This is a genomic window from Streptomyces adustus, from assembly GCF_009377175.1.
GTDB lineage: Bacteria > Actinomycetota > Actinomycetes > Streptomycetales > Streptomycetaceae > Streptomyces > Streptomyces adustus.
Map to the genome: position 1 here is coordinate 36,720 of NZ_VJZD01000002.1, position 21,142 is coordinate 57,861.

General features: G+C 70.8%; 21 protein-coding genes and 3 pseudogenes. 10 read left to right on the forward strand and 14 right to left on the reverse strand.

Going from position 1 to position 21,142, the window contains the following annotated elements; all coding sequences use genetic code 11:
* Window positions 1-16 precede the first annotated feature (16 nt).
* Window positions 17-550 (reverse strand): chloramphenicol phosphotransferase CPT, encoded by a 534-nt coding sequence (gene cpt, locus FNH09_RS00895; RefSeq protein ID WP_152884027.1) that lies wholly within the window; start codon window positions 548-550, stop codon window positions 17-19.
* A 47-nt stretch (window positions 551-597) separates the two neighbouring features.
* Complete coding sequence (locus tag FNH09_RS00900; protein ID WP_152884029.1) at window positions 598-1,380, reverse strand: sulfite exporter TauE/SafE family protein; 783 nt, start codon at window positions 1,378-1,380, stop codon at window positions 598-600.
* Window positions 1,381-1,681: 301 nt separating this feature from the next.
* On the opposite strand from FNH09_RS00900, the gene nirB reads away from it, so the two are divergent.
* Window positions 1,682-4,318, forward strand: coding sequence for a nitrite reductase large subunit NirB (nirB, locus tag FNH09_RS00905; protein ID WP_152884031.1), 2,637 nt, complete (start codon window positions 1,682-1,684; stop codon window positions 4,316-4,318).
* Entirely contained in the window at window positions 4,315-4,665 is a 351-nt protein-coding gene (gene nirD, locus FNH09_RS00910) for a nitrite reductase small subunit NirD (RefSeq protein ID WP_152884034.1), read from the forward strand. Before nirB ends, nirD begins: the two co-directional genes overlap by 4 nt.
* Window positions 4,666-4,709: 44 nt before the next feature.
* Here nirD and FNH09_RS00915 read toward each other — a convergent pair whose 3' ends face one another.
* Window positions 4,710-5,636, reverse strand: a complete 927-nt coding sequence (locus FNH09_RS00915) for an oxidoreductase (protein WP_152884036.1) — start codon at window positions 5,634-5,636, stop codon at window positions 4,710-4,712.
* 98 nt (window positions 5,637-5,734) lie between these two features.
* Window positions 5,735-6,622: a serine hydrolase gene (locus FNH09_RS00920; protein WP_152884038.1), complete on the reverse strand. Its 888-nt coding sequence runs from the start codon at window positions 6,620-6,622 to the stop codon at window positions 5,735-5,737.
* 302 nt (window positions 6,623-6,924) lie between these two features.
* On the opposite strand from FNH09_RS00920, the gene FNH09_RS00925 reads away from it, so the two are divergent.
* The gene (locus FNH09_RS00925; RefSeq protein WP_152884040.1) at window positions 6,925-7,383 is read left to right on the forward strand and encodes an excalibur calcium-binding domain-containing protein; all 459 of its coding nucleotides are present in this window, start codon (window positions 6,925-6,927) and stop codon (window positions 7,381-7,383) included.
* Between the two features lie 40 nt (window positions 7,384-7,423).
* Here FNH09_RS00925 and FNH09_RS00930 read toward each other — a convergent pair whose 3' ends face one another.
* The 3 genes and pseudogenes from FNH09_RS00930 to FNH09_RS49700 form a co-directional block, all read right to left on the reverse strand.
* Window positions 7,424-8,536, reverse strand: coding sequence for a SpoIIE family protein phosphatase (locus FNH09_RS00930; RefSeq protein WP_162467943.1), 1,113 nt, complete (start codon window positions 8,534-8,536; stop codon window positions 7,424-7,426).
* A 156-nt stretch (window positions 8,537-8,692) separates the two neighbouring features.
* A pseudogene (locus tag FNH09_RS00935) lies at window positions 8,693-9,057 on the reverse strand (phenazine-specific anthranilate synthase component I); the annotation flags it as partial.
* A 315-nt stretch (window positions 9,058-9,372) separates the two neighbouring features.
* Window positions 9,373-10,296 (reverse strand): annotated as a pseudogene (locus tag FNH09_RS49700) (helix-turn-helix transcriptional regulator); the annotation flags it as partial.
* A 223-nt stretch (window positions 10,297-10,519) separates the two neighbouring features.
* On the opposite strand from FNH09_RS49700, the gene FNH09_RS00945 reads away from it, so the two are divergent.
* Entirely contained in the window at window positions 10,520-11,629 is a 1,110-nt protein-coding gene (locus tag FNH09_RS00945) for a class II histone deacetylase (RefSeq protein ID WP_152884043.1), read from the forward strand.
* Window positions 11,630-11,885: 256 nt separating this feature from the next.
* On the opposite strand, the pseudogene FNH09_RS00950 reads toward FNH09_RS00945, so the two are convergent.
* From FNH09_RS00950 to FNH09_RS00960, 3 genes and pseudogenes are all read right to left on the reverse strand, one after another.
* Window positions 11,886-12,098 (reverse strand): annotated as a pseudogene (locus tag FNH09_RS00950) (transposase); the annotation flags it as partial.
* Window positions 12,099-12,324: 226 nt separating this feature from the next.
* Window positions 12,325-12,813, reverse strand: coding sequence for a hypothetical protein (locus FNH09_RS00955; RefSeq protein ID WP_152884045.1), 489 nt, complete (start codon window positions 12,811-12,813; stop codon window positions 12,325-12,327).
* Between the two features lie 79 nt (window positions 12,814-12,892).
* Complete coding sequence (locus tag FNH09_RS00960) at window positions 12,893-13,111, reverse strand: helix-turn-helix domain-containing protein (protein ID WP_152884047.1); 219 nt, start codon at window positions 13,109-13,111, stop codon at window positions 12,893-12,895.
* 74 nt (window positions 13,112-13,185) lie between these two features.
* Between FNH09_RS00960 and FNH09_RS00965 the strand changes: the two genes are divergently transcribed.
* On the forward strand, window positions 13,186-13,401 hold the full coding sequence (locus FNH09_RS00965; protein WP_152884049.1) for a hypothetical protein: 216 nt from the start codon (window positions 13,186-13,188) through the stop codon (window positions 13,399-13,401).
* A gap of 304 nt (window positions 13,402-13,705) precedes the next feature.
* Here FNH09_RS00965 and FNH09_RS00970 read toward each other — a convergent pair whose 3' ends face one another.
* Window positions 13,706-14,929 (reverse strand): MFS transporter, encoded by a 1,224-nt coding sequence (locus FNH09_RS00970; RefSeq protein ID WP_162467944.1) that lies wholly within the window; start codon window positions 14,927-14,929, stop codon window positions 13,706-13,708.
* The gene (locus tag FNH09_RS00975) at window positions 14,926-16,314 is read right to left on the reverse strand and encodes an NAD(P)-binding domain-containing protein (RefSeq protein ID WP_162467945.1); all 1,389 of its coding nucleotides are present in this window, start codon (window positions 16,312-16,314) and stop codon (window positions 14,926-14,928) included. The genes FNH09_RS00970 and FNH09_RS00975 overlap by 4 nt, the downstream gene beginning before the upstream one ends.
* A gap of 206 nt (window positions 16,315-16,520) precedes the next feature.
* Here FNH09_RS00975 and FNH09_RS00980 point away from each other — a divergent pair, with 206 nt between their 5' ends.
* On the forward strand, window positions 16,521-16,898 hold the full coding sequence (locus FNH09_RS00980) for an ArsR/SmtB family transcription factor (RefSeq protein ID WP_152884056.1): 378 nt from the start codon (window positions 16,521-16,523) through the stop codon (window positions 16,896-16,898).
* Window positions 16,899-16,922: 24 nt separating this feature from the next.
* Here FNH09_RS00980 and FNH09_RS00985 read toward each other — a convergent pair whose 3' ends face one another.
* Both FNH09_RS00985 and FNH09_RS00990 read right to left on the reverse strand, forming a co-directional pair.
* Window positions 16,923-17,702, reverse strand: a complete 780-nt coding sequence (locus FNH09_RS00985) for an aquaporin (RefSeq protein ID WP_152884058.1) — start codon at window positions 17,700-17,702, stop codon at window positions 16,923-16,925.
* 61 nt (window positions 17,703-17,763) lie between these two features.
* Window positions 17,764-18,078: an ArsR/SmtB family transcription factor gene (locus FNH09_RS00990; protein WP_152884061.1), complete on the reverse strand. Its 315-nt coding sequence runs from the start codon at window positions 18,076-18,078 to the stop codon at window positions 17,764-17,766.
* A gap of 103 nt (window positions 18,079-18,181) precedes the next feature.
* Between FNH09_RS00990 and FNH09_RS00995 the strand changes: the two genes are divergently transcribed.
* The 4 genes from FNH09_RS00995 (at window position 18,182) to FNH09_RS01010 (ending at window position 21,138) form a co-directional block, all read left to right on the forward strand.
* Complete coding sequence (locus tag FNH09_RS00995) at window positions 18,182-18,817, forward strand: arsenate-mycothiol transferase ArsC (RefSeq protein ID WP_152884063.1); 636 nt, start codon at window positions 18,182-18,184, stop codon at window positions 18,815-18,817.
* 47 nt (window positions 18,818-18,864) lie between these two features.
* Entirely contained in the window at window positions 18,865-19,284 is a 420-nt protein-coding gene (locus FNH09_RS01000; RefSeq protein WP_152884065.1) for an arsenate reductase ArsC, read from the forward strand.
* A gap of 5 nt (window positions 19,285-19,289) precedes the next feature.
* The gene (gene trxB / locus FNH09_RS01005; RefSeq protein WP_162467962.1) at window positions 19,290-20,270 is read left to right on the forward strand and encodes a thioredoxin-disulfide reductase; all 981 of its coding nucleotides are present in this window, start codon (window positions 19,290-19,292) and stop codon (window positions 20,268-20,270) included.
* Between the two features lie 322 nt (window positions 20,271-20,592).
* Complete coding sequence (locus FNH09_RS01010) at window positions 20,593-21,138, forward strand: GIY-YIG nuclease family protein (RefSeq protein WP_162467946.1); 546 nt, start codon at window positions 20,593-20,595, stop codon at window positions 21,136-21,138.
* Window positions 21,139-21,142: the final 4 nt, after the last annotated feature.

The following is a 21,142-nucleotide window of genomic DNA, read 5'->3' on the forward strand; positions in this document are numbered from 1 at the left end:
ACCTCGTCCGGCGCGCTCAGTCCACCCGGGCGGCGATGGTCCGCGCGCAGGCCAGGGACTCGGCGCGGGTGGTGTCCACCTCCAGGTCGTAGACCACGCCCCGGTGCACGAGTTCCGCCTGGGTCTCGGCCATTCCCGAGGCCCGGTCCCCCCTGGCCGTCTCGCGGCCCGCGGCCACCTCGGCGGCGCAGCGGACGCCGACCCACAGCACGTCCAGCCCGTCGAGGGCCTTGCGCCACCGGTCCTGGGACGCGGCCGCGCCGAGGAAGACGTCGTCGACGACGATCCGGGCGCCCGCCCGTGCCGTCGCGGCGATCCCCGCCATCCAGGCCGCCTCCAGCTCCCGGAACCGCGGTCCGATGTCCACCCCGCCGTCCGGGGTGAAGTCGATCCCGGCGTCCGACGCCCGCAGGGACGCGGGCATCGCGTCGACCAGCGCGTCGATCCCGAAGGCCAGCCACGGCCGCGGCAGGACGGCCTGGAGGCACCGGGCGATCCCGGTCTTGCCCGAGCTGGAACCGCCGTTCAGCACGATCACTTGGGTGGTCATCCGGTCACCGTAGGGGAAACCCCGACCGGACCGGCAACCGAATTCCGTCAGGCCACCCACTGCGCGTACGCCAGGTTCGCCACCAGCGCCAGCACGACCGTCAGCAGCACGATCCGGACGAAGCCGCTGCCCTTCTTCAGGGCCGTACGGGCGCCGAGGGTGCCGCCGGCCAGGTTGAAGACGGCCATGAGCGCGGCCAGCTGCCACAGCACCGTGCCCTGCCAGGCGAACATCGCGAGGGCTCCCGCGTTGGTGCAGCAGTTGACGATCTTCGCGGTGGCGGAGGCCGACACCAGGTCGAGGTGCAGTACGGCGGTGAGGGCGAGCACCAGGAACGTACCGGTGCCGGGTCCGATGAACCCGTCGTAGAAGCCGATGCCCAGGCCCGCGAGGCCGATCGCGGCGAGGACGCGACGGCGGCCGACCGGGCCGGGCGCCGGGGCGGTGCCGAAGGCGGGGCGCAGGATCACGAAGGCCGCGACACCGAGCAGCACCACCATGATCACCGGTTTGAGGACCTCGGTGCTCATCCCGGCCGCGAAGAACGCCCCGGCCGACGACCCGGCGAGCGCGGCCAGACCGATGCGTACGGCCAGCCGTACGTCCACCGGGGTCCGGCGGGCGTACGTCACCGCCGCCGCGGACGTGCCGACGATCGCGACCGCCTTGTTGGTGCCGAGCGCGTACGCCGCCGGGGTGCTCGCGGGGAGCCCGAGCAGCAGCGTCGGCAGCAGCAGGAGTCCGCCCCCGCCCACCACCGCGTCGATCCAGCCGGCCGCGAGGGCGGCGAGGCACAGGAGGGCGAGCGTGGTCAGCGGTATGTCGGGCATGACCGCGACCCTAAGCCACGGGCCGGTGCACCCCTCACGGACCTCGGTGTATCCCTCACGGACCTCGGTGTCCGCCGCGCCGCCCGCCCGCCTCTCACCGGGCCGCCGGTCCGCCCGCGAACCCTCACACCCCGGGCCGTCCCCCGCTGAGGGCAGCGTTCCTCTCGGGAAACAGAGGGGATGCGGCAGGGAAACACCGGCCCCGCACGCTGCTGGACACAGCCTCGGATCCGCCGCCGCTGTCCCACCCGCTTCACCCGATCCGCCCACTCCACCTGCTCCCCAACGATGGAGGCTCCTGATGTCCACGACCGCAAGTGTCGGGGGCCGGTCCCGCCCCACGATCGTGCTCGTCGGCCACGGCATGGTCGGCCAGCGTTTCCTCGAAGCGCTCGCCGATCGCGGCCTGACCGCCACGCACCGGGTGGTCGTGCTGTGCGAGGAGCCGCGTCCGGCGTACGACCGGGTCGCCCTCACCTCGTACTTCTCGGGGCGCACCGCCGAGGACCTCTCCCTGACCGACCCGGGGTTCATCGACGAGCACGGGATCGAGCTGTACGTCGGCGACCCGGCGGAGACGGTCGACCGCGAGGCCCGCACGGTGACGGCCCGCTCCGGGCTCGTCGTCGGCTACGACGTCCTGGTGCTGGCCACCGGCTCGTACCCGTTCGTGCCGCCGGTCCCCCACAAGGACGCCGAGGGCTGCTTCGTCTACCGCACGATCGAGGACCTGCTCGCCATCGAGGAGTACGCACGGAAGAGGGCGACTACCGGTGCCGTGGTCGGCGGCGGGCTGCTTGGCCTGGAGGCGGCGGGCGCGCTGAAGGGCCTCGGACTCACCAGCCACATCGTGGAGTTCGCGCCGCGCCTGATGCCCGTGCAGGTCGACGAGGGCGGCGGCGCCGCGCTGCTGCGCACCATCGAGGACATGGGCCTGTCCGTCCACACCGGGGTGGGCACGCAGGAGATCGTGGTCGGCGAGGACGGCGCGGTCACCGGTATGAAGCTGTCCGACGGCTCCGAACTCGCCACCGACCTGGTGGTGTTCTCCGCCGGAGTCCGCCCCCGCGACCAACTGGCCCGCGACTGCGGACTGACGGTCGGCGAGCGCGGCGGCGTCACGGTCGACGAGCGGTGCCGCACGGTCGGCGACCCGCGGGTGTTCGCGATCGGCGAGTGCGCGCTGGCGGCGGACGGCCGGGTGTACGGCCTGGTCGCCCCCGGCTACGAGCAGGCGGAGACGGCGGCCGCCGCGATCGCCGCCGACGCGGCCGGGGCTGTCGACGAGGCCGGGCAGCCGTCGTTCACCGGTGCCGACCTGTCCACCAAGCTGAAGCTGCTCGGCGTGGACGTGGCCTCCTTCGGCGACGCGCACGGCACCGCCGCCGACTGCCTGGACGTCGTCTACTCGGACGCCCGGGCCGGCCTGTACAAGAAGCTGGTCGTCGGCCGGGACGGCACGTTGCTGGGCGGCATCCTGGTCGGCGACGCGGAGGCGTACGGCACCCTGCGCGCGTTCACCGGTTCCGTCCCGCCCGTCGCCCCCGAGCAGCTGGTGCTGCCCGCCGGTGCCGGGGGTCCCGTCCAGCTGGGCCCGTCCGCGCTGCCGGACGAGGCGGTCGTCTGCTCCTGCCACAACGTCACCAAGGGCACGATCCGCGGCGCGGTCACGGAGCACTCCTGCACGACCGTGCCCGAGGTGAAGAAGTGCACCAAGGCCGGTACCGGCTGCGGCAGTTGCGTGAAGGTGCTGAGCCAGCTCGTCACCGCCGAGCTGGAGGCGAACGGCGTCGAGGTCGACAAGGGCCTGTGCGGCTGCTTCACCCAGTCCCGCGAGGAGCTCTACGAGATCGTCCTCGCCCTGCGCGTCACCTCCTACCGGGACCTGCTGGACCGGCACGGCCGCGAGGAGGCCCGGGGCGGCGACGGCTGCGAGATCTGCAAGCCCACGGTCGGCTCGATCATCGCCTCCCTCGCCCCGACGATCGGCGCGCACGGCTACGTCCTGGACGGCGAGCAGGCGGCCCTCCAGGACACCAACGACCACTTCCTCGCCAACCTCCAGAAGAACGGCTCGTATTCGATCGTGCCGCGCATCCCGGGCGGCGAGATCACCCCCGAGAAGCTCATCGTGATCGGCGAGGTGGCCCGCGACTTCGGGCTCTACACGAAGATCACCGGCGGCCAGCGCATCGACATGTTCGGCGCCCGCGTGGAACAGCTCCCGCTGATCTGGGCGCGGCTGGTGGACGCCGGCTTCGAGTCTGGGCACGCGTACGGGAAGTCGCTGCGCACGGTCAAGTCGTGCGTGGGACAGACCTGGTGCCGCTACGGAGTCCAGGACTCGGTCCGGATGGCGATCGACCTGGAGCTGCGCTACCGGGGCCTGCGGTCGCCGCACAAGCTCAAGTCGGCGGTGTCGGGCTGCGCCCGCGAGTGCGCGGAGGCCCAGTCGAAGGACTTCGGCATCATCGCCACCTCCAACGGCTGGAACCTGTACGTCGGCGGCAACGGCGGCGCCACCCCGCGCCACGCGGACCTGCTCGCCCAGGACCTGTCCGACGCCGAACTGGTGCGGCTGATCGACCGGTTCCTGATGTTCTACATCCGCACCGCGGACCGGCTGGAGCGCACCTCGACCTGGCTGGAGCGGATCCCGGGCGGCCTGGACCACGTCCGGGACGTGGTGGTGGCGGACTCCCTGGGCATCTGCGAGGAACTGGAGTCGCTGATGGCCGCGCACGTCTCGGCCTACCGCGACGAGTGGGCCGAGACCATCAACGACCCCGAGAAGCTCGGTCGGTTCGTGTCGTTCGTCAACGCGCCCGACACCCCCGACCCGGTCGTCGGCTTCGTCCCCGAGCGCGACCAGATCAAGCCCGACCTGCCGCTGCTGACCATCGGCACGCGCCCCCTGGAAGGAAGTGCCCCGCGATGACCCTCGCACCCGAGACGACCGCCCTGAAGGTCCGGCTGCGCCTTGCGGACTCCTGGTTCGCGGTCTGCGACCTGACCGCGCTGACCCCCGGCCGGGGCATGGCCGCGCTGCTGCCCGACGGCCGCCAGGTCGCGCTGTTCCGCGACCGGTCCGGAGCGCTGTACGGCATCGACAACCGCGATCCGTTCAGCGGCGCGGCCGTCCTGTCCCGCGGGCTGACCGGCACCCATCGGGGCCGCCCGTTCGTCGCCTCCCCGCTGCTCAAGCAGCGCTTCGACCTGCTGACCGGGCAGTGCCTGGACGACGAGACGGTGCGGGTGGCGACGTACGAGGTGCAGGCCGGCTGAGACACCGGCTCGGGCCGATGTCAGGCCTTGAGCCCCCGCGTCCGTCAGGCCTTGAGCCCCTCGTACGTGACCCCGGTGAGCGCCTCGGACGCGGCCCACAGTCGCTCGCTCGCCCGGTCGTCGCGGGTCCACGGGGTTCGTCGCGACGGTGCGGGCGCCCCGCGCCACATCGCGAAGGACGGGCCGATGAAGGAGTCGGGGCGTACGCCGGGGGCGGTGGCGGCGTACAGGCTGGGCAGCGCGCCCATCTCGGCCGGCTGGGCGACGATCCGGTTGCCGAGCTCCATCAGCCGCTCGGCGCCCCGGCGGCCCTCCGCGCGCGGACCGGCGGTCTGGAGGTTGGTGGCCGCGTACCCGGGGTGGGCGGCCGCGGCGACCGTGTCCGAGCCGGCCGCCGCCAGTCTGCGCGCCAGTTCGTGGGTGAACAGCAGGTTGGCGGTCTTGGAGCGGGCGTAGGCGATCCAACGCCGGTATTTCCGATCGCTGTTGAGGTCGTCGATGTCGATGTTCGCGAGCGCGTGCATCATGCTGGAGACGGTCACGACCCGGGCGCCGGGAGCGGCGAGCAGCGCGGGCAGCAGCAGTCCCGTGAGGGCGAAGTGCCCGAGGTGGTTGACCCCGAACTGGGTCTCGAAACCGTCGGCCGTCGTTCCGTACGGCAGCGCCATCACCCCGGCGTTGTTCACCAGCAGATCGAGCCGCTCGTACGGGAAGCGGGCCGCGAACTCCCGTACGGACGCCAGGTCGCCGAGGTCCAGCCGGGCGAACTCCACCTCTGCGCCCGGCACTTCGGCGCCGATCCGGTCCACCGCCGCCCGTCCGCGCGGCTCGCTCCGGCAGGCCACGACCACCCGCGAGCCGTGGCGCGCCAGTTCGCGCGCGGTGACGTACCCGAGCCCGCTGTTGGCTCCGGTGACGACCGCGGTACGGCCGCTCAGGTCGGGCATGTCGTGCGCGCTCCAGCCGGCCATGACGTTTCCCTCCGCAGGTGGGCCCGGGACTCCACCCTAGGGCGGCGCGCGCAGGGCGGCTCGGCAGGGTGGACCGGGGCGGGCCGGGCCGGGCCGGGTCAGACGGCGGCGGGCGTGTTCAGGTCCCGGTTGACGACGCGGGCGGCGGCTTCGAGGGTGGCGACGCCGTCGGCCATCGTCCGGCTGCCGCGGGAGAGCACGGCCATCGCGTAGTCGTGGCCGCCGCCGGTGAAGGCGCCGACGCTGTTCACCCGCCAGCCGTCGGTGGCGTCCGGCAGCCAGCCGTTCTTGACATGCACCGTCGCCGTCGCGGGCGCCCCGGCCGGGGCGCCCCAGCGCTGATCGGGCACGACCTGGTTCATCAGGCGCAGCGCGTAGGCGCGGGCGCTGGGGCCGAGGACCGCGTTGTCCGAGGTGAGCAGCCGCAGCAGGGTCAGCTGGTCGGCGGCCGTGATCCGGGTACGCCCCCAGTGGCCGTTCGGCGCGGGCACGGTGTCCCGCATGCCGGCCAGGGTCAGGAAGCGCTGGACGCCGGCCGTCCCGATCTGGTGCCACAGGGCGTTGGTCGCGTCGTTGTCCGACTTGGTGATCATCGCGGTGGTCAGCTCCACCTCGCGGGACGTCAGGGCGCGGTGCTCGTCCGCCGTCTGCCGCAGCAGGGCCCCGAGCACCGTGACCTTGACCACGCTCGCCGAGTCGAAGGTGGCGTGGGCCCGGAAGGTGCACGAGGTCCCGGTGGTGCGGTCGTACAGGGCGAACGCCGCGGAGCCCTGGCGTCCGCGGAGCGCGGCGGCGAGGTCCTGCGACAGCCGGTCCGCCAGCCCCGGCCGCTGCGAGGTGCACGTCACGGGCGAGCCGCCGACGGACGCGCCGCCCGTACTCGCCTGCGCCGGGGCGGCGGTGGCGAGTGCGGCGAGGGCCGTCCCGGCGGTCACGGCCGTGGCCAGTCCCCGCCGGGCGCAGCGGGATATGCGCGATGCGGGCATGAGGGTTCCGTCCTGCTCGATGTTGCGGTCGCGACGGCAGCGCGCACGAAGGCGCCGAGGCTGCGCGAAACGCGGGGAACTACGGCGACGCTACAGGGACGAAGAGGGCCAAATTGGCCACCAAATAGCGCTATGTCCGCTTTATGCCGATTTCCCGACCTGTGACATTAATCAACGAATCGACCCTTGCCGTACCCCGTGGCCCACCAGCCCCGTTCGTCACGAAAACGCCATTCCGCCACCACGAGCGGGAACCCGGCATTACGGTCATGCACGCATCCGGCACACCTTGGGGGACCTTCATGACCAACCCGTACGCCGCTCCGCCCGCGCCCCGCTGGGCACGCAAGCGCTACCTGCTGCCCGCGCTCGGCCTGGCCCTGTTCGTCGGCATCGGCATCGGCGGCAGCGGCGGCCAGGACACGACGGGCTCCGACGCGAAGCCTGCGGCCGCCCGCCCGCACCCGACGGTCACCGTCACCACCACCGCGACCGCGACCCCCGAACCGGCCGCCACCGTGACCGCCACGAGCACCGTCGAGGTCACCCGGACCGTCACGGCCGAACCGGCGGCGGACACCGGCATCGACGACAGCGGCAGCGGAGGCGGCAGCGACAGCAGCGGCGGAGGCGGAGGCGGAAGCGCGTACTACGCGAACTGCACCGCGGCCCGAGCCGCCGGAGCGGCCCCGCTGCACGCCGGCGACCCCGGTTACGACTCCCACCTCGACCGCGACGGAGACGGCGTCGCCTGCGAATGACCGCGGGCCGAAGGGTGGTTGGGCCCCGCGGGGGCCGGGTTCACAGGCGCACGATGACCAGGGCGGTGTCGTCGGTGGCGTCGCCGGGCGGGAGCAGGTCGCCGAGCACCGCGTCGGCGAGGCGCTCGCAGTCGTCCGCGTGGTGACGGGACAGGGAATCGGCGAGCCGGGCGAGGCCGACGTCGATGTCCTCGCGGCGACGCTCGATCAGACCGTCGGTGTAGAGGACGAGGACGTCGCCCTCGCGGAAGGCCACGGCAGCCTGGGGCCGGGGGGCGTGTCGAGGACGGGCGGCCAGCGGGGGGTCGGTGGCCCGGTCCAGGAACTCGACGGTCCCGTCCGCCCGGGTGAGGGCCGGTGGGAGGTGACCGGCGCTGCTGTAGGTGACGGTGTGGGTGTCCCAGTCGACGAACACCGTGGCCACGGTGGTGTTCTCGGCGCCGTCGACGGTCCTGGCGTACAGCCCCAGGACTTCCAGGGCACGGGCGGGGCCCTCTATGACGAGGCAGGCGGCGCTGAGGGCACTGCGCAGCTGCCCCATGACACCGGCCGCGGGCAGGCCGTGGCCGACGACGTCGCCGACGACGACGGCCATGCGGTCGCCCGGCCGGTCGATGAGGTCGTACCAGTCCCCGGCCACGTTCAGCGCCGCGGCGGCGGGCCGGTAGCGCACGGCCGCATGGTGGCGGCCGACCGGGCGGGCAGCGGGCAGCATGGCCTTCTGGAGGGACAGCGCGACTTCGCGGGCGCGGATGAACTCGGTGACCTCCTCCACCCGGTGCAGCAGCAGGGCCACCCGCCCGTCCGGACCGAAGACGGGAATGTTGATCTGGGTCCAGTACCGGTCGTTCAGTGCCCCGGGCCGTTCGGGGTTCTCCTCGGTGTGCCGCAGCGCCATGGTGTCGCGCTCGCCGGTCTCCGCCGCCCGCAGCAGCGACGCCTGGACCTTGGACGTGAGGGCCGCGACAGGGGCGTCCGGATCGTCGCGGAAGTCGTCGGGGAGGTAGTTGCCGATGACCTGCTCGCGGGTGAGGCCCACCGTGCGCAGGAACGCGTCGTTGGCGTCCACGTAGATCAGCTCCGGGGTCAGCAGTGCCACCGCTCCGGGAAGGGCCTGGAACACCGCCGCGTAGTCGATCTCTGGTCCCGCCACGTCTTTCCCGCCTCGACGTCGTCACCGGCGTGCATGTCCGACGGGGTGCGCCTCGTACGGCCGGCACGGACAGCACCCCAGACCAGCATGTGTCCGGCCCGCGACCTCCGCATCCGGGACCACGGCACCCGGGAAGCACGCACCGCACGCACCGCACGGCCCGCCCGGGCCGGGGCCGAGGATCACCGGGCCCTCGTGCGCCGGCGCCGCCTCCCGCAGACCCGGTTCGTCGTACCGGCGCACCGTCGCATCAAGACCGGACGACCGCAGCACGTGCGCCGGCATCGCGGTGAAGCTGTCCTCGCCGTCCACCAATAAGGCGTGCCAGGTGAGCGGCGCCGACTGCTCCGCAGTGCGCATCCGCAGCCAGCACGGCGCCGGGTACGCCGACGGGAGTCCGACGAGGCCCGCATCCGGGTGTCGTCGGCGAGGCGCGGCCGGTCCTCCGCCGCCGGGTTTCCGGGCCGTCCCGGTCGTACGCCGAGCACCGTGAGGACGCCCGCCGCCTCTGCCCTCACCTGGAGGCTCCGCGACCGTCCGATGTCGGGCAGGTGGCGCCTCGAGGTGACGACCGGCCACGCGCCGGGGAGGAGATGCGCAGCCTCGCCGCCGAGACGGGCTGGTTCCTGCGGTCGGAGCCGGGTTCGTAAGGCCGGTTGCGCGGGCGCGTCCGCCACCGTCGTGGCTGTTCCACGGCCGTCGGTCGCACCGGCGCGGTCGGGGACCGCCCGCCCGGCGCGGTCGGCGCGGCGGGGGCCGAGGAAGCAGCGGACTCCGTGGCCGTTCCGCAGGCCGGGAACCGGCAGCACCAGACCTTCCCGGACCGCCAGGACCGCGGCTGCCGTCCGGCCGTCCGCACCTGTCTTGCGCAGCACGCGCTCGACGTGGGAGTCCACGGTCCTCCGGGACAGGTGGAGTTCCTCGGCGACGGCCTGGTTCGACGCCCCCATCGCGATCCTGGTGAGCACCTCCAGCTCCCGGACGCTCAGGCCGTGCGGGACGTCCGTCGGCGACGTGTGGACGAGCACCGCCCGCGAGCGGTCGGGCACCGAGCCGAGGGTGACCCGGTGCAGGGTGCGGCCGACCGGCCACAGCAGCCGCAGCCACCGACCGCCCGCGTCGCGGAACTCGTCCACGACGAGCCCGAACGCCGGATCGGCGAGCACCGCGGGCACCTCACGCCCCGGGAAGTCCATGACCGCCCGGCCCTCGACGAGCGCCGCGGCCCCGGTCTCGGGCAGGTCCGCCCACCGGACGAGTCTGCCGGTGCCGTCGGCCATCACCGCCAGCGCCGGGAGCACCGCTGCCAGCAGTCGCTGAGCCTCCTCGTCGTACGCGAGATCGCGGGCGCTGGACAGGTGCACCATGCCGACGTACCGGCCGTCCCGGCGCAGCGCGCCGGTCATGCCGTCCCGGTAGCCGGCGGGCCGGATGCGGTCCGTGTAGAACCACCCCTCGCGGAAGGTCTGCCTCGGCTCGGCGGAGATCGACTGAGGCAGGCCGCCCTGAAGGACGAGCCGGAACCATGGCGTCCCCGAGAACTCCGTGGCGAGGGAGTCCGCGACCGCCGGTGGGTATCCGACCGCGGCGAGCTGACCGTGGGCTCGGCTGACCGCGTCGACCGCGACCAGTGAGGCCGCGTCGCTGTGCAGGGCCTCGCCGAGCAGGGAGAGCGCGTGCGCGGCCGCACCGGCCACGTCACGCTCGCCGGCCAGCATCCCGATCTCGGCCGCTGTGGCGAGTTGACGGTACGTGGGCATGATGCTTCCCCGGGGCTCTGAAGTGACCTCCACAGAAACGTAAGGCCCCAAACGGTAGGTGATGGGCCTGGGCGGCACAAGGGATCACGGGCCTCGCGCCGTGCATGACGGCGGCCTCGCGGATTGGGCATTTCTACGGATGTGCGGTCCGCCCTCGCGGATCTTCCATGGTCTCCACCGCTGAAGCCGGTGCCACAAGCGCGAGCCCAAGGAAGGCCCCTTCATGACGACTGGCTACCTCTACCACGAACTGTTCGGATGGCATGACACAGGCACCAACGCGGGTCTCGCCCCCTCGGACCCGGCAGCGGGCCTGCAACCGTTCGTCCACTTCGAGAACGCGGAGACCAAGCGCCGCCTGCACGAGCTGATCGTGGTGTCCGGTCTCATCGACAAGCTGGAGCGCATCCGGCCGGTGAGCGCCACCGAGGAGCAGATCCTGCGGGTGCACACCCCGGAGTACCTGGAACGGATCAAGACCGAGAGCGCGCTGCCCAAGGGCGGCGACGCGGGCGACGGCCTGTCGCCCTTCGGCCGGGGCGGCTACGAGATTGCGGCCCTGGCCGCCGGCGGCGTGATCACCGCGGTCGAGGCGGTGCTGAACGGCACCGTCGACAACGCGTACGCCCTGGTCCGGCCGCCGGGCCACCACGCCGTGGCCTCCTCCGGCATGGGATTCTGCATCTTCGGCAACCTCGCCATCGCGGCCAAGCACGCCCGCGAGGCACTGGGGGTGGGCCGGATCGCCATCCTGGACTGGGACGTCCACCACGGGAACGGAACCCAGTCGGTCTTCTACGACGACCCCGACGTGCTCACCGTCTCGCTGCACCAGGACAACGTCTTCCCCCCGAACAGCGGCGCGGCCCTGGAGCGCGGCGAGGGAGAGGGATCCGGCTACGCCCTCAACGTGCCGCTGCCGCCGGGCACCGGTGACCAGGGATACCTCTACGCGATGGACTCCGTCGTCGTCCCGGCGCTGCGCCGGTTCCGGCCGGAGATCATCCTGGTCGCCTCCGGGTTCGACGCCAGCGCGATGGACCCGCTGTCGCGCCAGATGGTGACCTCGACGGGCTACCGCGAGATGACCCGCAGACTGATGGACGTGGCGGATGAGGTCTGCGGCGGCCGCATCGCCGTCTCCCACGAGGGTGGGTACAGCCCCGTGTACGTGCCGTTCTGCGGCCTGGCGGTGATGGAGACGCTGTCCGGGCAGCCCGCCTTCGGCGACCCCGTCCTGCCCATCGTCTCCGGCTTCGCCGGCCACGACCTGCAGGCACACCAGAAGCAAGTGATCGACGAAGTGGCCGGCTTCGTCGCCGACATCGCCTGATTCGCTTCGAGAGCGCGAGGGCGCCCCGGCGGGCGGTGTCCGCCGGGTCTGTCCCCTGGAAAGTCTCTGTCGCGGTCAACGGCAGCAAACGTCGGCCGGCGCCGTTTCCCCTGGTCAGCGACGCACCTTGAGAGTCGCCGCAGAAAATGCCCGAAGGGGCGGCACCCCCGCACAGGGTGGATGGCTGACGCTCTGAACTGGGAAATCAAACCTTCCCGTGCGTCTGAGGGCACCCTCAGGGCACTTAGACCGTGTCCTACATGGTCAGTTTGAGGAGCCGCTTGTAGCAGCAGAGAGCGGATGCCAGTCCAAGAAAGGCCAGGTAGTTGCCCGGTTGCCGCTCATAACGGTGGTTGAGCCGTCGGTAGCCGGTCAGCCAGGACATGGTGCGCTCGATGACCCACCTACGACGGCCGAGCCGCTCGCTGGAGTCGATGCCCTTGCGAGCGATACGGACGCCGATGCGCTTACCCCATAACCATCGGGGTCGCCATCCTCCAGCCCGAACAACTCGCCTTGCCGTAATCCCGTCGATGCGGCCTGCCCCACCAGGGCGCGGTACCGGGGAGACGCGGTCACGATGAGCGCCTTCACCGCCTCCGGGTGAAGCGGGTGGATCTCCGGATAGAAAACCTCTGGCGGTTTCAGCCCCTCCCATAGGTACTTCGGGATGATCCCCTCTTGGTGGGCCATCTTCAGGATGCTGGTGCAGACGTTCCAGGGCGTCGCGAAGGTCGACGGAGCGATGACGGCCGACCGTTTTTGATCCACCTCATTCCGTCGACCCGCTGAATCCTGCCGATCTCCCGATTGCCGAACGTCGGGTAGATGTGCAGTCGCAGGGCCCGCTCAACGTTCGTCTCGGTTCGCTCGCGGTGTACGGCTGTCTCCTGCCAGCGTGCAGCGATGACTTTGAACTTCTGCTTGCCCAACTCCCGGTTCACGAAGGTGCCGTCGTCGAGTTCAGTCGTCACCTTGGCCGCCCGGGAGTCCGCAGCGGTCTTCTTCTCGAAGTTCTCCTTACACTGCTTGCCAGACAAGTCTCGGTAGCGCACCTGCCAGCGTTTGCCTGTTCCGTGGTCGGCGCTGGGATACACCGTCTGGGTCTTGCTGCTGTGTGCCTCGCAGGGCTCGGCGTCGGCCGGCGGGCGAGACAGGTGCCAGCGGTCGTACACGTCAGCCATCAGTTCCCCTCCCCCTCAGAGCAAGCCGGGCCAGCTGTGAGGGGGTGTTCGTTGTTCTTGGGTTCGTTGCTGTTCCGGGTCATGCCGCGCGTCGGCCTCCGATCTCTTCAGCGTCGTACTTTTCGAGTGCTTCGGCGTTGTACAGAACACGTCGACCGCGCCTGATGAAGCACTGCGGGCCGGTTCCGGCGTAGCGCCAGTAACGGACGGTTGAGGGCGACGTGCGGTAGCGCTCGGCGACTTCCGCAGTCGTCAGGTACCCGCACCCGCCAGCGCTGTCACCCGAATGGCCCAACATGGCATGCCACCCACATGGGTGAGGATCAAGCTGGCTAGTGGTCCAACCGAGGCAATCCGTGAAAGGGGAACCCAATGCGCAGTCGACGAATCCTCGCCGCCGTCATCGCCACGGCAGCCCTCGCCGGGCTCGGCCTCACAGGCGCCGCCACAGCCACCGCCCAACCCAGCCCCACCCCTCACTTCAACTACACCACCGCTGCTAAGTGCAGGGAGGGCGGCGGAGAGCCCTATCTGCACAACACTGTCAAATGCTGGGGCGGTACGTACGACGGGTACACCATCGACTAAACCCCACAAAGCGCCCCGCAGCCACGCGCCGCGGGGCGCTCCCGCGCGAGCGTAGCCGGGAAAGGCGCAGGGACTGTGCCGACCCGTCGGGCACGCTGAGACCTACCCTGGGCCGTCAGAGGGTGCTCAACGACGTCCAACGCTGACAACCATCGACAGCTAAGTCGCAGGTCGCAGCGTTGATCGATTACGCGGCCGCAGGTCAGAAACCCGGCCCTTCACTTCTTCGGCTACTGATGCCGACGGACGAGGTGCTCGGTTCACAGCGCCCAGATGCCCGGGTTGGTCCGTCTCAGTTCCCGTCTCATTCAATCCGGTCTGGGTGCGTCCGGGGTGCAGAGAGCGCTGCCGCCAGTGAGATCAGGGAGAGCAGCGCGAACAGGTGGATGTAGCCGCCCAGGAGCGGCGCCAGTGCGGCCCCGATGAGGGGTGCCAGAGCCGCCGCGGTGGTTGCGGGGGCCGCCAGGAGTCCGGACAGGCGGCCGTAGTGAGTGGTGCCCCACCGGTCGGTGACGGCAGTTGCTTGGAGCAGGGTCAGGTTTCCGCGGACCATGCCGGCCGCGACCGACACGGCCAGGACCAACGCGTAGGGACCCGGCACGGCAGCGAGAGCTGCCGTTGTGAGGCCACCGAGGGCAATCAGCAGCGTCGTGCGGGCCGTTGGGCTGGTGCGCTGGGCGAAGGCGGCGTACAGGGTGCGGCCGAGGGTCTGTCCGGCTCCGCCCAGGCCGAGGGCCCATGCTGCCTGTGTCGTGGTGTAGCCCCGTTCGAGGAGCAGCGGCACCAGGGAGACCACGACGCCGTACATCGCCAGCGCCGACAGAGTGAAGGCGACGGCGAGGAGCCAGAAGGGTCGGCTGCGTGCCACGGTCGCAGCGTCGCCGCTGACCGTTGTGGCTGCGGTCGGGGCTTGCGGCCACGGTGCCCGCAGGGCCAGGGCGTGAGCGGGAATGGTGACCAGGGCGAGGATCGCGGCGAGGATCAGGTAGGTCTCGCGCCAGGTGAAGTGGTCGGCGAGGAGTGCGGTCAGCGGGGCGAAGACGGTGGAGGCCAGGCCGCCGGCGAGGGTGACTGTCGTGAGGGCGCGTACGTGGTCGGGGGCCCACCAGCGGGTGAGTGCGGCGAACGCGGGCTGGTAGAAGGTGGAGGCCATGGCGAGTCCGGCCAGTACCCAACCGGCCGTGAAGATCAACAGGTTGGGGGCTGTCGCCACGATGGCCAGGCTGACGGTGCCGAGGGCCGATCCGGCGGTCATGACGGTGCGCGGGCCGCGCCGGTCGAGGACGCGGCCGACGCGGATTCCGGCGAGTGCCGAGACGATCAGGCCGAGGGAGAACGCCGCGGTGGTGGCACTGGTGGGCCAGCCCGTCTCCGTATGGATCTGCGGGTCGAGGACCGGGAAGGCGTAGTAGACGATTCCCCAGCTGGTGATCTGGGTGACGCAGAGCGCGGGCAGCACCGCGCGAGGCCGCGACCGGTCCCCCGATCCGGTCGCGGCCTCGGCAAGGCGGGTGCGGGGAGTAGTCACGCGCCGCAGCAGCCGCCGGCCGAGCCCTCTTCAGCAGGGGCGGCCGTGCCTAGCTGGATCAGCTGCGGTGCCGGGGCGCAGCACCCGCCGTCGGTCTGATCGGCCTCGGGGGCGTCGAAGAGTCCGGCTCCGCCACACACTCCGGTTTCCGGCAGGGTGAGTTCGACGCGGTCGGCCGACTCGATGTCTCCGGCGATGGCGGCAACGACCGAGCGAACCTGCTCGTATCCGGTCATGGCGAGGAACGTCGGGGCACGGCCGTAGGACTTCATGCCGACCAGGTAGACGCCCTGTTCGGGGTGAGACAGCTCGCGGTGGCCGTGCGGGTAGACGGTGCCGCAGGAGTGCTGGTTGGGATCGATCAGGGGAGCAAGTGCGATCGGGGCCTGGAGGCGCTCGTCCAGGCCAAGGCGGATCTCCGACAGGAACGACAGGTCGGGGCGGAAGCCGGTCAGCACGATCAGCTCGTCGATGGGGTCCAGTCGGCGACCGTCCTCGGCGATCAGGACCAGGCGGCCGCCGCTGTCCCGCTCGATCACCTCAGTACGGAAGCCGGTAACCGCATCCGCGTGTCCCTCGTCCACGGCCGCCTTTGCCGCCAGTCCCAGGGCGCCGCGGGCCGGGAGCTGATCGGCGGTGCCGCCGCCGAAGGTCGAGCCGGAAATGCCGCGGCGCAGGATCCACACGGCCTTGGTGCCGGCACCGTCGTCCGCCTTGGCGAGGTCGGCGAGGGAGGCCAGCGCGGTGAAGGCAGAGGCGCCCGAGCCGATGACGGCGGTGCGCTTGCCCGCGTACCGGGCCCGTACGGCCGGGTCCTTCAGGTCGGGGACGCGGTATGTGATCTTTTCGGCTGCGGCGTGCTCGCCGAGCGCGGGCAGGCCGCTGCCGCCGGCGGGGCTGGGGACGGTCCAGGTGCCGGACGCGTCGATGACGGCCCGAGCGAACACCCGCTCCTCGCGGCCATCGGAGTGCTGGACGTGGACGACGAAGGGCTGAGCTTCACGGTCGGCGTCCACGATCCGGTCGCGGCCCGCCCTGGACACCCCAGTCACCTGTGCTCCCGTGCGCACGCGGTTGCCGAGGACGTCGGCGAGCGGCTGGAGGTACTGGGCGGCCCAGTCCCCGCCCGAGGGGTAGGTGGACGACTCCGGCTTGGTCCAGCCGGTCGGCGCGAGCAGCTTCTCCGCCACCGGATCGGTGACCTCACCCCAGGTGGAGAACAGACGCACGTGCGACCACTCCTGCACCGCTGCACCGGCGACCGGGCCAGCTTCCAGCACCAGCGGCTCAATGCCGCGTTCGACCAGATGGGCGGCGGCAGCCAGACCGGCGGGTCCGGCTCCGATCACGACGACGGGAAGTTCGGCAGGGACGGGCGCGTTCACAGCGACTCCTAGCTTGTTTCGACGTTTGTCGATGTCTTGCGCGGCAAGCATGGCACCTGATTCGACGAGCGTCAACATAGACATTCATCGAATCAACAGTGAGTGCGTAACTGCACCGTCGCATCCACGGCGGGCGCGGGGAGGGTCCGCAGAGTCGACTGCATCCATCCCGGCCTGCTTGCTTCGACATGTGTCAACATAGACGTATGTCGAATATGCAGGCGCTGTCACTGATCGAGCCCGAGGCTGCCGACGCCGTGGCGCCGTGCTGCCCGCCGCTCACCGAGCGGCCTTTCACCGCGGACGAGGCCGAGACGGCCGCGCGGATGTTCAAGGCGCTGGGCGACCCTGTACGGGTGCGCCTGTTCACCGCTGTCGCCTCCCACGAGGGCGGCGAGGCGTGCGTGTGCGACATCTCCGACGTCGGCGTCTCGCAGCCGACCGTGTCCCACCACCTGAAGAAGCTCAAGGAGGCCGGGTTGCTGTCCTCCGAGCGGCGCGGCACGTGGGTGTACTACCGGGTCGAGCCGTCAGTGCTGGCGGCGATGGGCAAGCTGCTGAGCTTCACCCCGGCCGCAGCCTGACGCTCGACCCGTCCCGAGATCAGTTCACTCGGCGGCTTTCCGGCCCGTCTGGAAAATGAGTGCCACCAGACCCAGCCCGACCGCGGCGCCGACCAGTTGCATGGCGATGAACCCCGGAACTGAAGCCGGTGCGATGCCTGCGAACGTGTCGGTGAAGGCCCGGCCGATGGTCACCGCCGGGTTCGCGAACGACGTCGACGAGGTGAACCAGTACGCGGCGCCGATGTAGGAGGCGACGGCGACGGGGGCGAAGCGCAGGCGATCGGTGCGGGCCAGGCCGAAGATGAGCAGGATCAGGCCGGCCGTCGCGACCACCTCGCCGAGAAGAAGGTGACCGGCCGAGCGGTCATGGGTCGACCACTTCACCAGCTGCTTGCCGAACATCGCATCAGCCAGGACCGAACCGGCGATCGCACCGACGATCTGCGCCGGGACGTAGACGCCCAGCTCTCGCAGGCTCACCCCGGCGCCACCCCGTCGCGCGGTCCACCACTCGGCCAGCGTGACGGCCGGGTTGAAGTGAGCCCCGGAGACCGGACCGAGCAAGGCGATCAGCACCCCGAGACCAAAGACTGTGGCCGTGGAGTTGGCCAGCAGCTGAAGACCGACGTCCTTGGTCAGTTCGGTCGCCTGGATACCGGAACCGACCACGACCGCGACAAGTGCCGCCGTGCCGACGAGTTCGGCCGCCGCCCTGGCCGGCAGCGGAGGGGACTGAGGCGGGGTGCCTCCCGGCGCAGGCTGGGGCTCGGCAGCGAGGGCGCCCCCGGCCCTGTCGTGCTCGGCGGCATCTCTGGCGCTCAACAAGACTCCTCGGTGCGTACGGAATGACGAAGGGACACGGCGACGGACGGGCGCCGGGCAATCAGGGGCAGGATCGCTTGACGTTGTTCTCGGCGGTGACGCGCGCGGTCTCCGCCAGGTCGGCGAACTGGCCGGCGAGCGAGGCGATGACGTCGGGCTTCAGCCGGTAGTAGGTGAAGCGCCCGCATGGCTCCGTCTCCACGACCCCGGCCTCACGCAGCACCTTCAGATGGTTGGAGAGGTTCGTCTGTCTGGCCCCTGTCTCCTCGATCAGGTGCGTGGAACAGAGCGTCTCCTTGGCAAGCAGGGTGACGATCTGGAGGCGGAGCGGGTCGGCCAGAACCCGCAACAGATCAGTGTCGACTGACGTCAGCATGGACTGATAATCTCACATCACTCCCGGCTGATACCAGCCCGGAGTGATCCTTGGGGTCTATGTCCCTGCACGGGCCGGAACCCGTGCCCCGAAGGGGGTTCCCATGACCGCGTCCCCGCCTCCTGTCCCGCCTGATGAACGCCTCGCGACCGGCACCGCCCGGCTGTCGGTGCGCTACCAAGGACACTTCTCCCCGGAGACCATCCAGCGCCTGATCATCGACTCCTACGAGCGCCTCGCCGAGTCCGCCCGCGTCCGCACCCACCTCGTCGTATTGGCCGAACGCCTCGCCGCCGAGCGCCTCGATGCCCTCTCCCACGTCAAGGGTGCACCGGGCTGTGGTCTGCCGCGCGTGCTGTTCGTGTGCAGCCACAACGCGGGCCGCTCCCAGATGGCCGCCGCCCTGCTCGCCCACCGCGCCCAGGGCCACGTGGTCGTCTCCTCCGCGGGCACGCACGCGGCCGCCGCCGTGGAGCCGGTCGTCACGCAGGTCCTGACCGAGGCCGGAGTGGATCTCGCGGCAGCATTCCCCAAGCCGCTCACGGACGAAGTCGTGCAGGCCGCCGACATCGTCATCACGATGGGCTGCGGGGACGCCTGCCCCGTGCTGCCGGGCCGCCGGTACCTGGACTGGCCCGTCACCGACCCCGAGGGAGCTCCCATCGCCGTCGTCCGCGACATCCGCGATGAGATCGACGCCCTCATCACCGAGCTGCTCGCCTCGCTGCCGAGCAGCTGAATACCTCTCCCGTTCTCCCTGTTGGTTCCCTTACGAAGGAAGTACCGATGTCCTCCAGCCCGCTCGCCTCCGTGCTGTTCGTCTGTGTCCACAACGCCGGGCGATCGCAGATGGCCGCCGGTTTCCTCAACGACCTCGCGGGCGACCGGATCGAGGTCCGCTCCGCCGGCTCCATCCCGGGCGACCAGGTCAACCCCGCCGCGGTCGAAGCCATGAAGGAAGTCGGCGTCGACATCTCCGCGGCCAAGCCGAAGGTGCTGACCACGGAGGCCGTCAAGGCGTCCGACTACGTCATCACGATGGGCTGCGGCGACGCCTGCCCGATCTTCCCCGGCAAGAAGTACCTCGACTGGGCCCTGGAAGACCCGGCGGGCAAGGGCGTCGAGGCCGTCCGCCCCATCCGCGACGAGATCAAGACCCGCATCGAGGCCCTGATCGCCGAGATCGACGCCAAGCAGGAGGCGTGACCTCAGTGACCGACGACGCCATACGCGAGGTCATCGTCATCGGCTCCGGCCCCGCCGGATACACCGCTGCTCTGTACACCGCGCGGGCCCAGCTCAAGCCGCTCGTCTTCGGTGGCGCCATTTTCGTCGGCGGCGCGCTCATCACGACGACCGAGGTCGAGAACTTCCCTGGCTTCCCCGAGGGCATCGACGGCCCGGACCTCATGGCCAACATGCGCGCCCAGGCCGAGAGGTTCGGTGCCGAGATGATCGACGACGACATCGTCTCGGCCGACCTCACCGGAGACATCAAGACCGTCACCGACACCACGGGCACCGTGCACCGCGCCAAGTCCGTGATCGTCGCCACCGGCTCCGGCTACCGCAAGCTCGGCCTCCCCAAGGAGGACGAACTGTCGGGCCGCGGGGTGTCCTGGTGCGCGACCTGCGACGGCTTCTTCTTCCGCGACCGCGACATCGTGGTCGTCGGCGGCGGCGACACCGCGATGGAAGAGGCGACGTTCCTCACCCGCTTCGCCCGCTCCGTGACGGTCGTCCACCGACGCTCCACCCTGCGCGCCTCCCAGGTGATGCAAAACCGCGCCTTCTCCGACGACAAGATCTCCTTCGCTTTCGACACCGAGATCGCCGAGCTCAAGGAGAAGGACGGCAAGCTCGCCGGTCTCGTCCTGCGTGACGTCTTCACCGGCAAGACCCGCGACCTGGACGTGACCGGCCTGTTCATCGCCATCGGCCACGATCCGCGCAGCGAGCTGTTCAAGGATCAACTCGACCTGGACACCAACGGCTACATCGAGGTCGCCTCGCCCACCACCCGCACGAACCTGCGCGGCGTCTTCGCGGCCGGCGACGTCGTCGACCACACCTACCGCCAGGCCATCACCGCCGCCGCCTCGGGTTGCTCGGCGGCTCTCGACGCCGAGCGCTACCTCGCAGCCCGTTCCGCGAACGAAGCGGTGCCGGAAGAGTCAGTCGTCCCGGTCTGAGCGGTCAGCCCGCAGCCCCCTTCACGGCTGCCCTGCACGCCCCTCAGCTGCCCACCACCACAGCTGGGGGCGTGCGTGTGCCGCCGAGGAGGCGGGCGTGCCACAGCCGTGCCAGATCGTGCGGGGAACCACGGGGAACACCGGGGAACAGGTCGGCGGGCAATCGCATGCCCCAAACGCTCTGCCGCAGGTCAGCGAGGAGACACCGTTCAAATCACCTCAGCTTCCCAAGCTGATGTCACATAGCTGTGCAGACCCGGGGAGTTCTGCTGGCCTCGACCAGTAGCCTGCGACGATCAGCCGTGGCACACCTGGAGGCTTCGTGGAAGCTACCGCCCTCGTCAGTCCCGAACGACTGTGGTCGGCGCACGAGGTTTTGATGCGTCCGAGCCCCGTCCCGGCGGCGGCCGGGGTCTACGGGTGGCGTTTCGAGCAGCCGCCCCATCCGGACCTGGATGCCGGGCGCCTGCTCTACGTAGGCATAGCCCCGCGGTACATGGCGAACCGGACCAGCACCCAGAACCTGCGCAAGCGGGTCCGCTACCACTACCGGGGCAACGCGGCCGGCTCGACCCTGCGACTCACCCTCGGGTGCCTACTCGGACTTGAGTTGCGCCGCGTCGGCAGCGGCAAGCGGATGACCTTCGGTAAGTCCGGTGAAGCCACCCTGACTCAGTGGATGGCGGACAACGCGCGAGTGTGCTGGATCGAGCGGGACGAGCCGTGGGCCATGGAGTCGCAGCTCATCTCCCGACTCGATCTCCCGCTGAACCTCGACCAGAACCGCCACAACGCTTTCCACAGCCGCCTGAAGGAGCTGCGGGCCCAGGCTCGGCAGCGAGCGCGGGAGTTGCCGATCAGCTCGTAGGCCG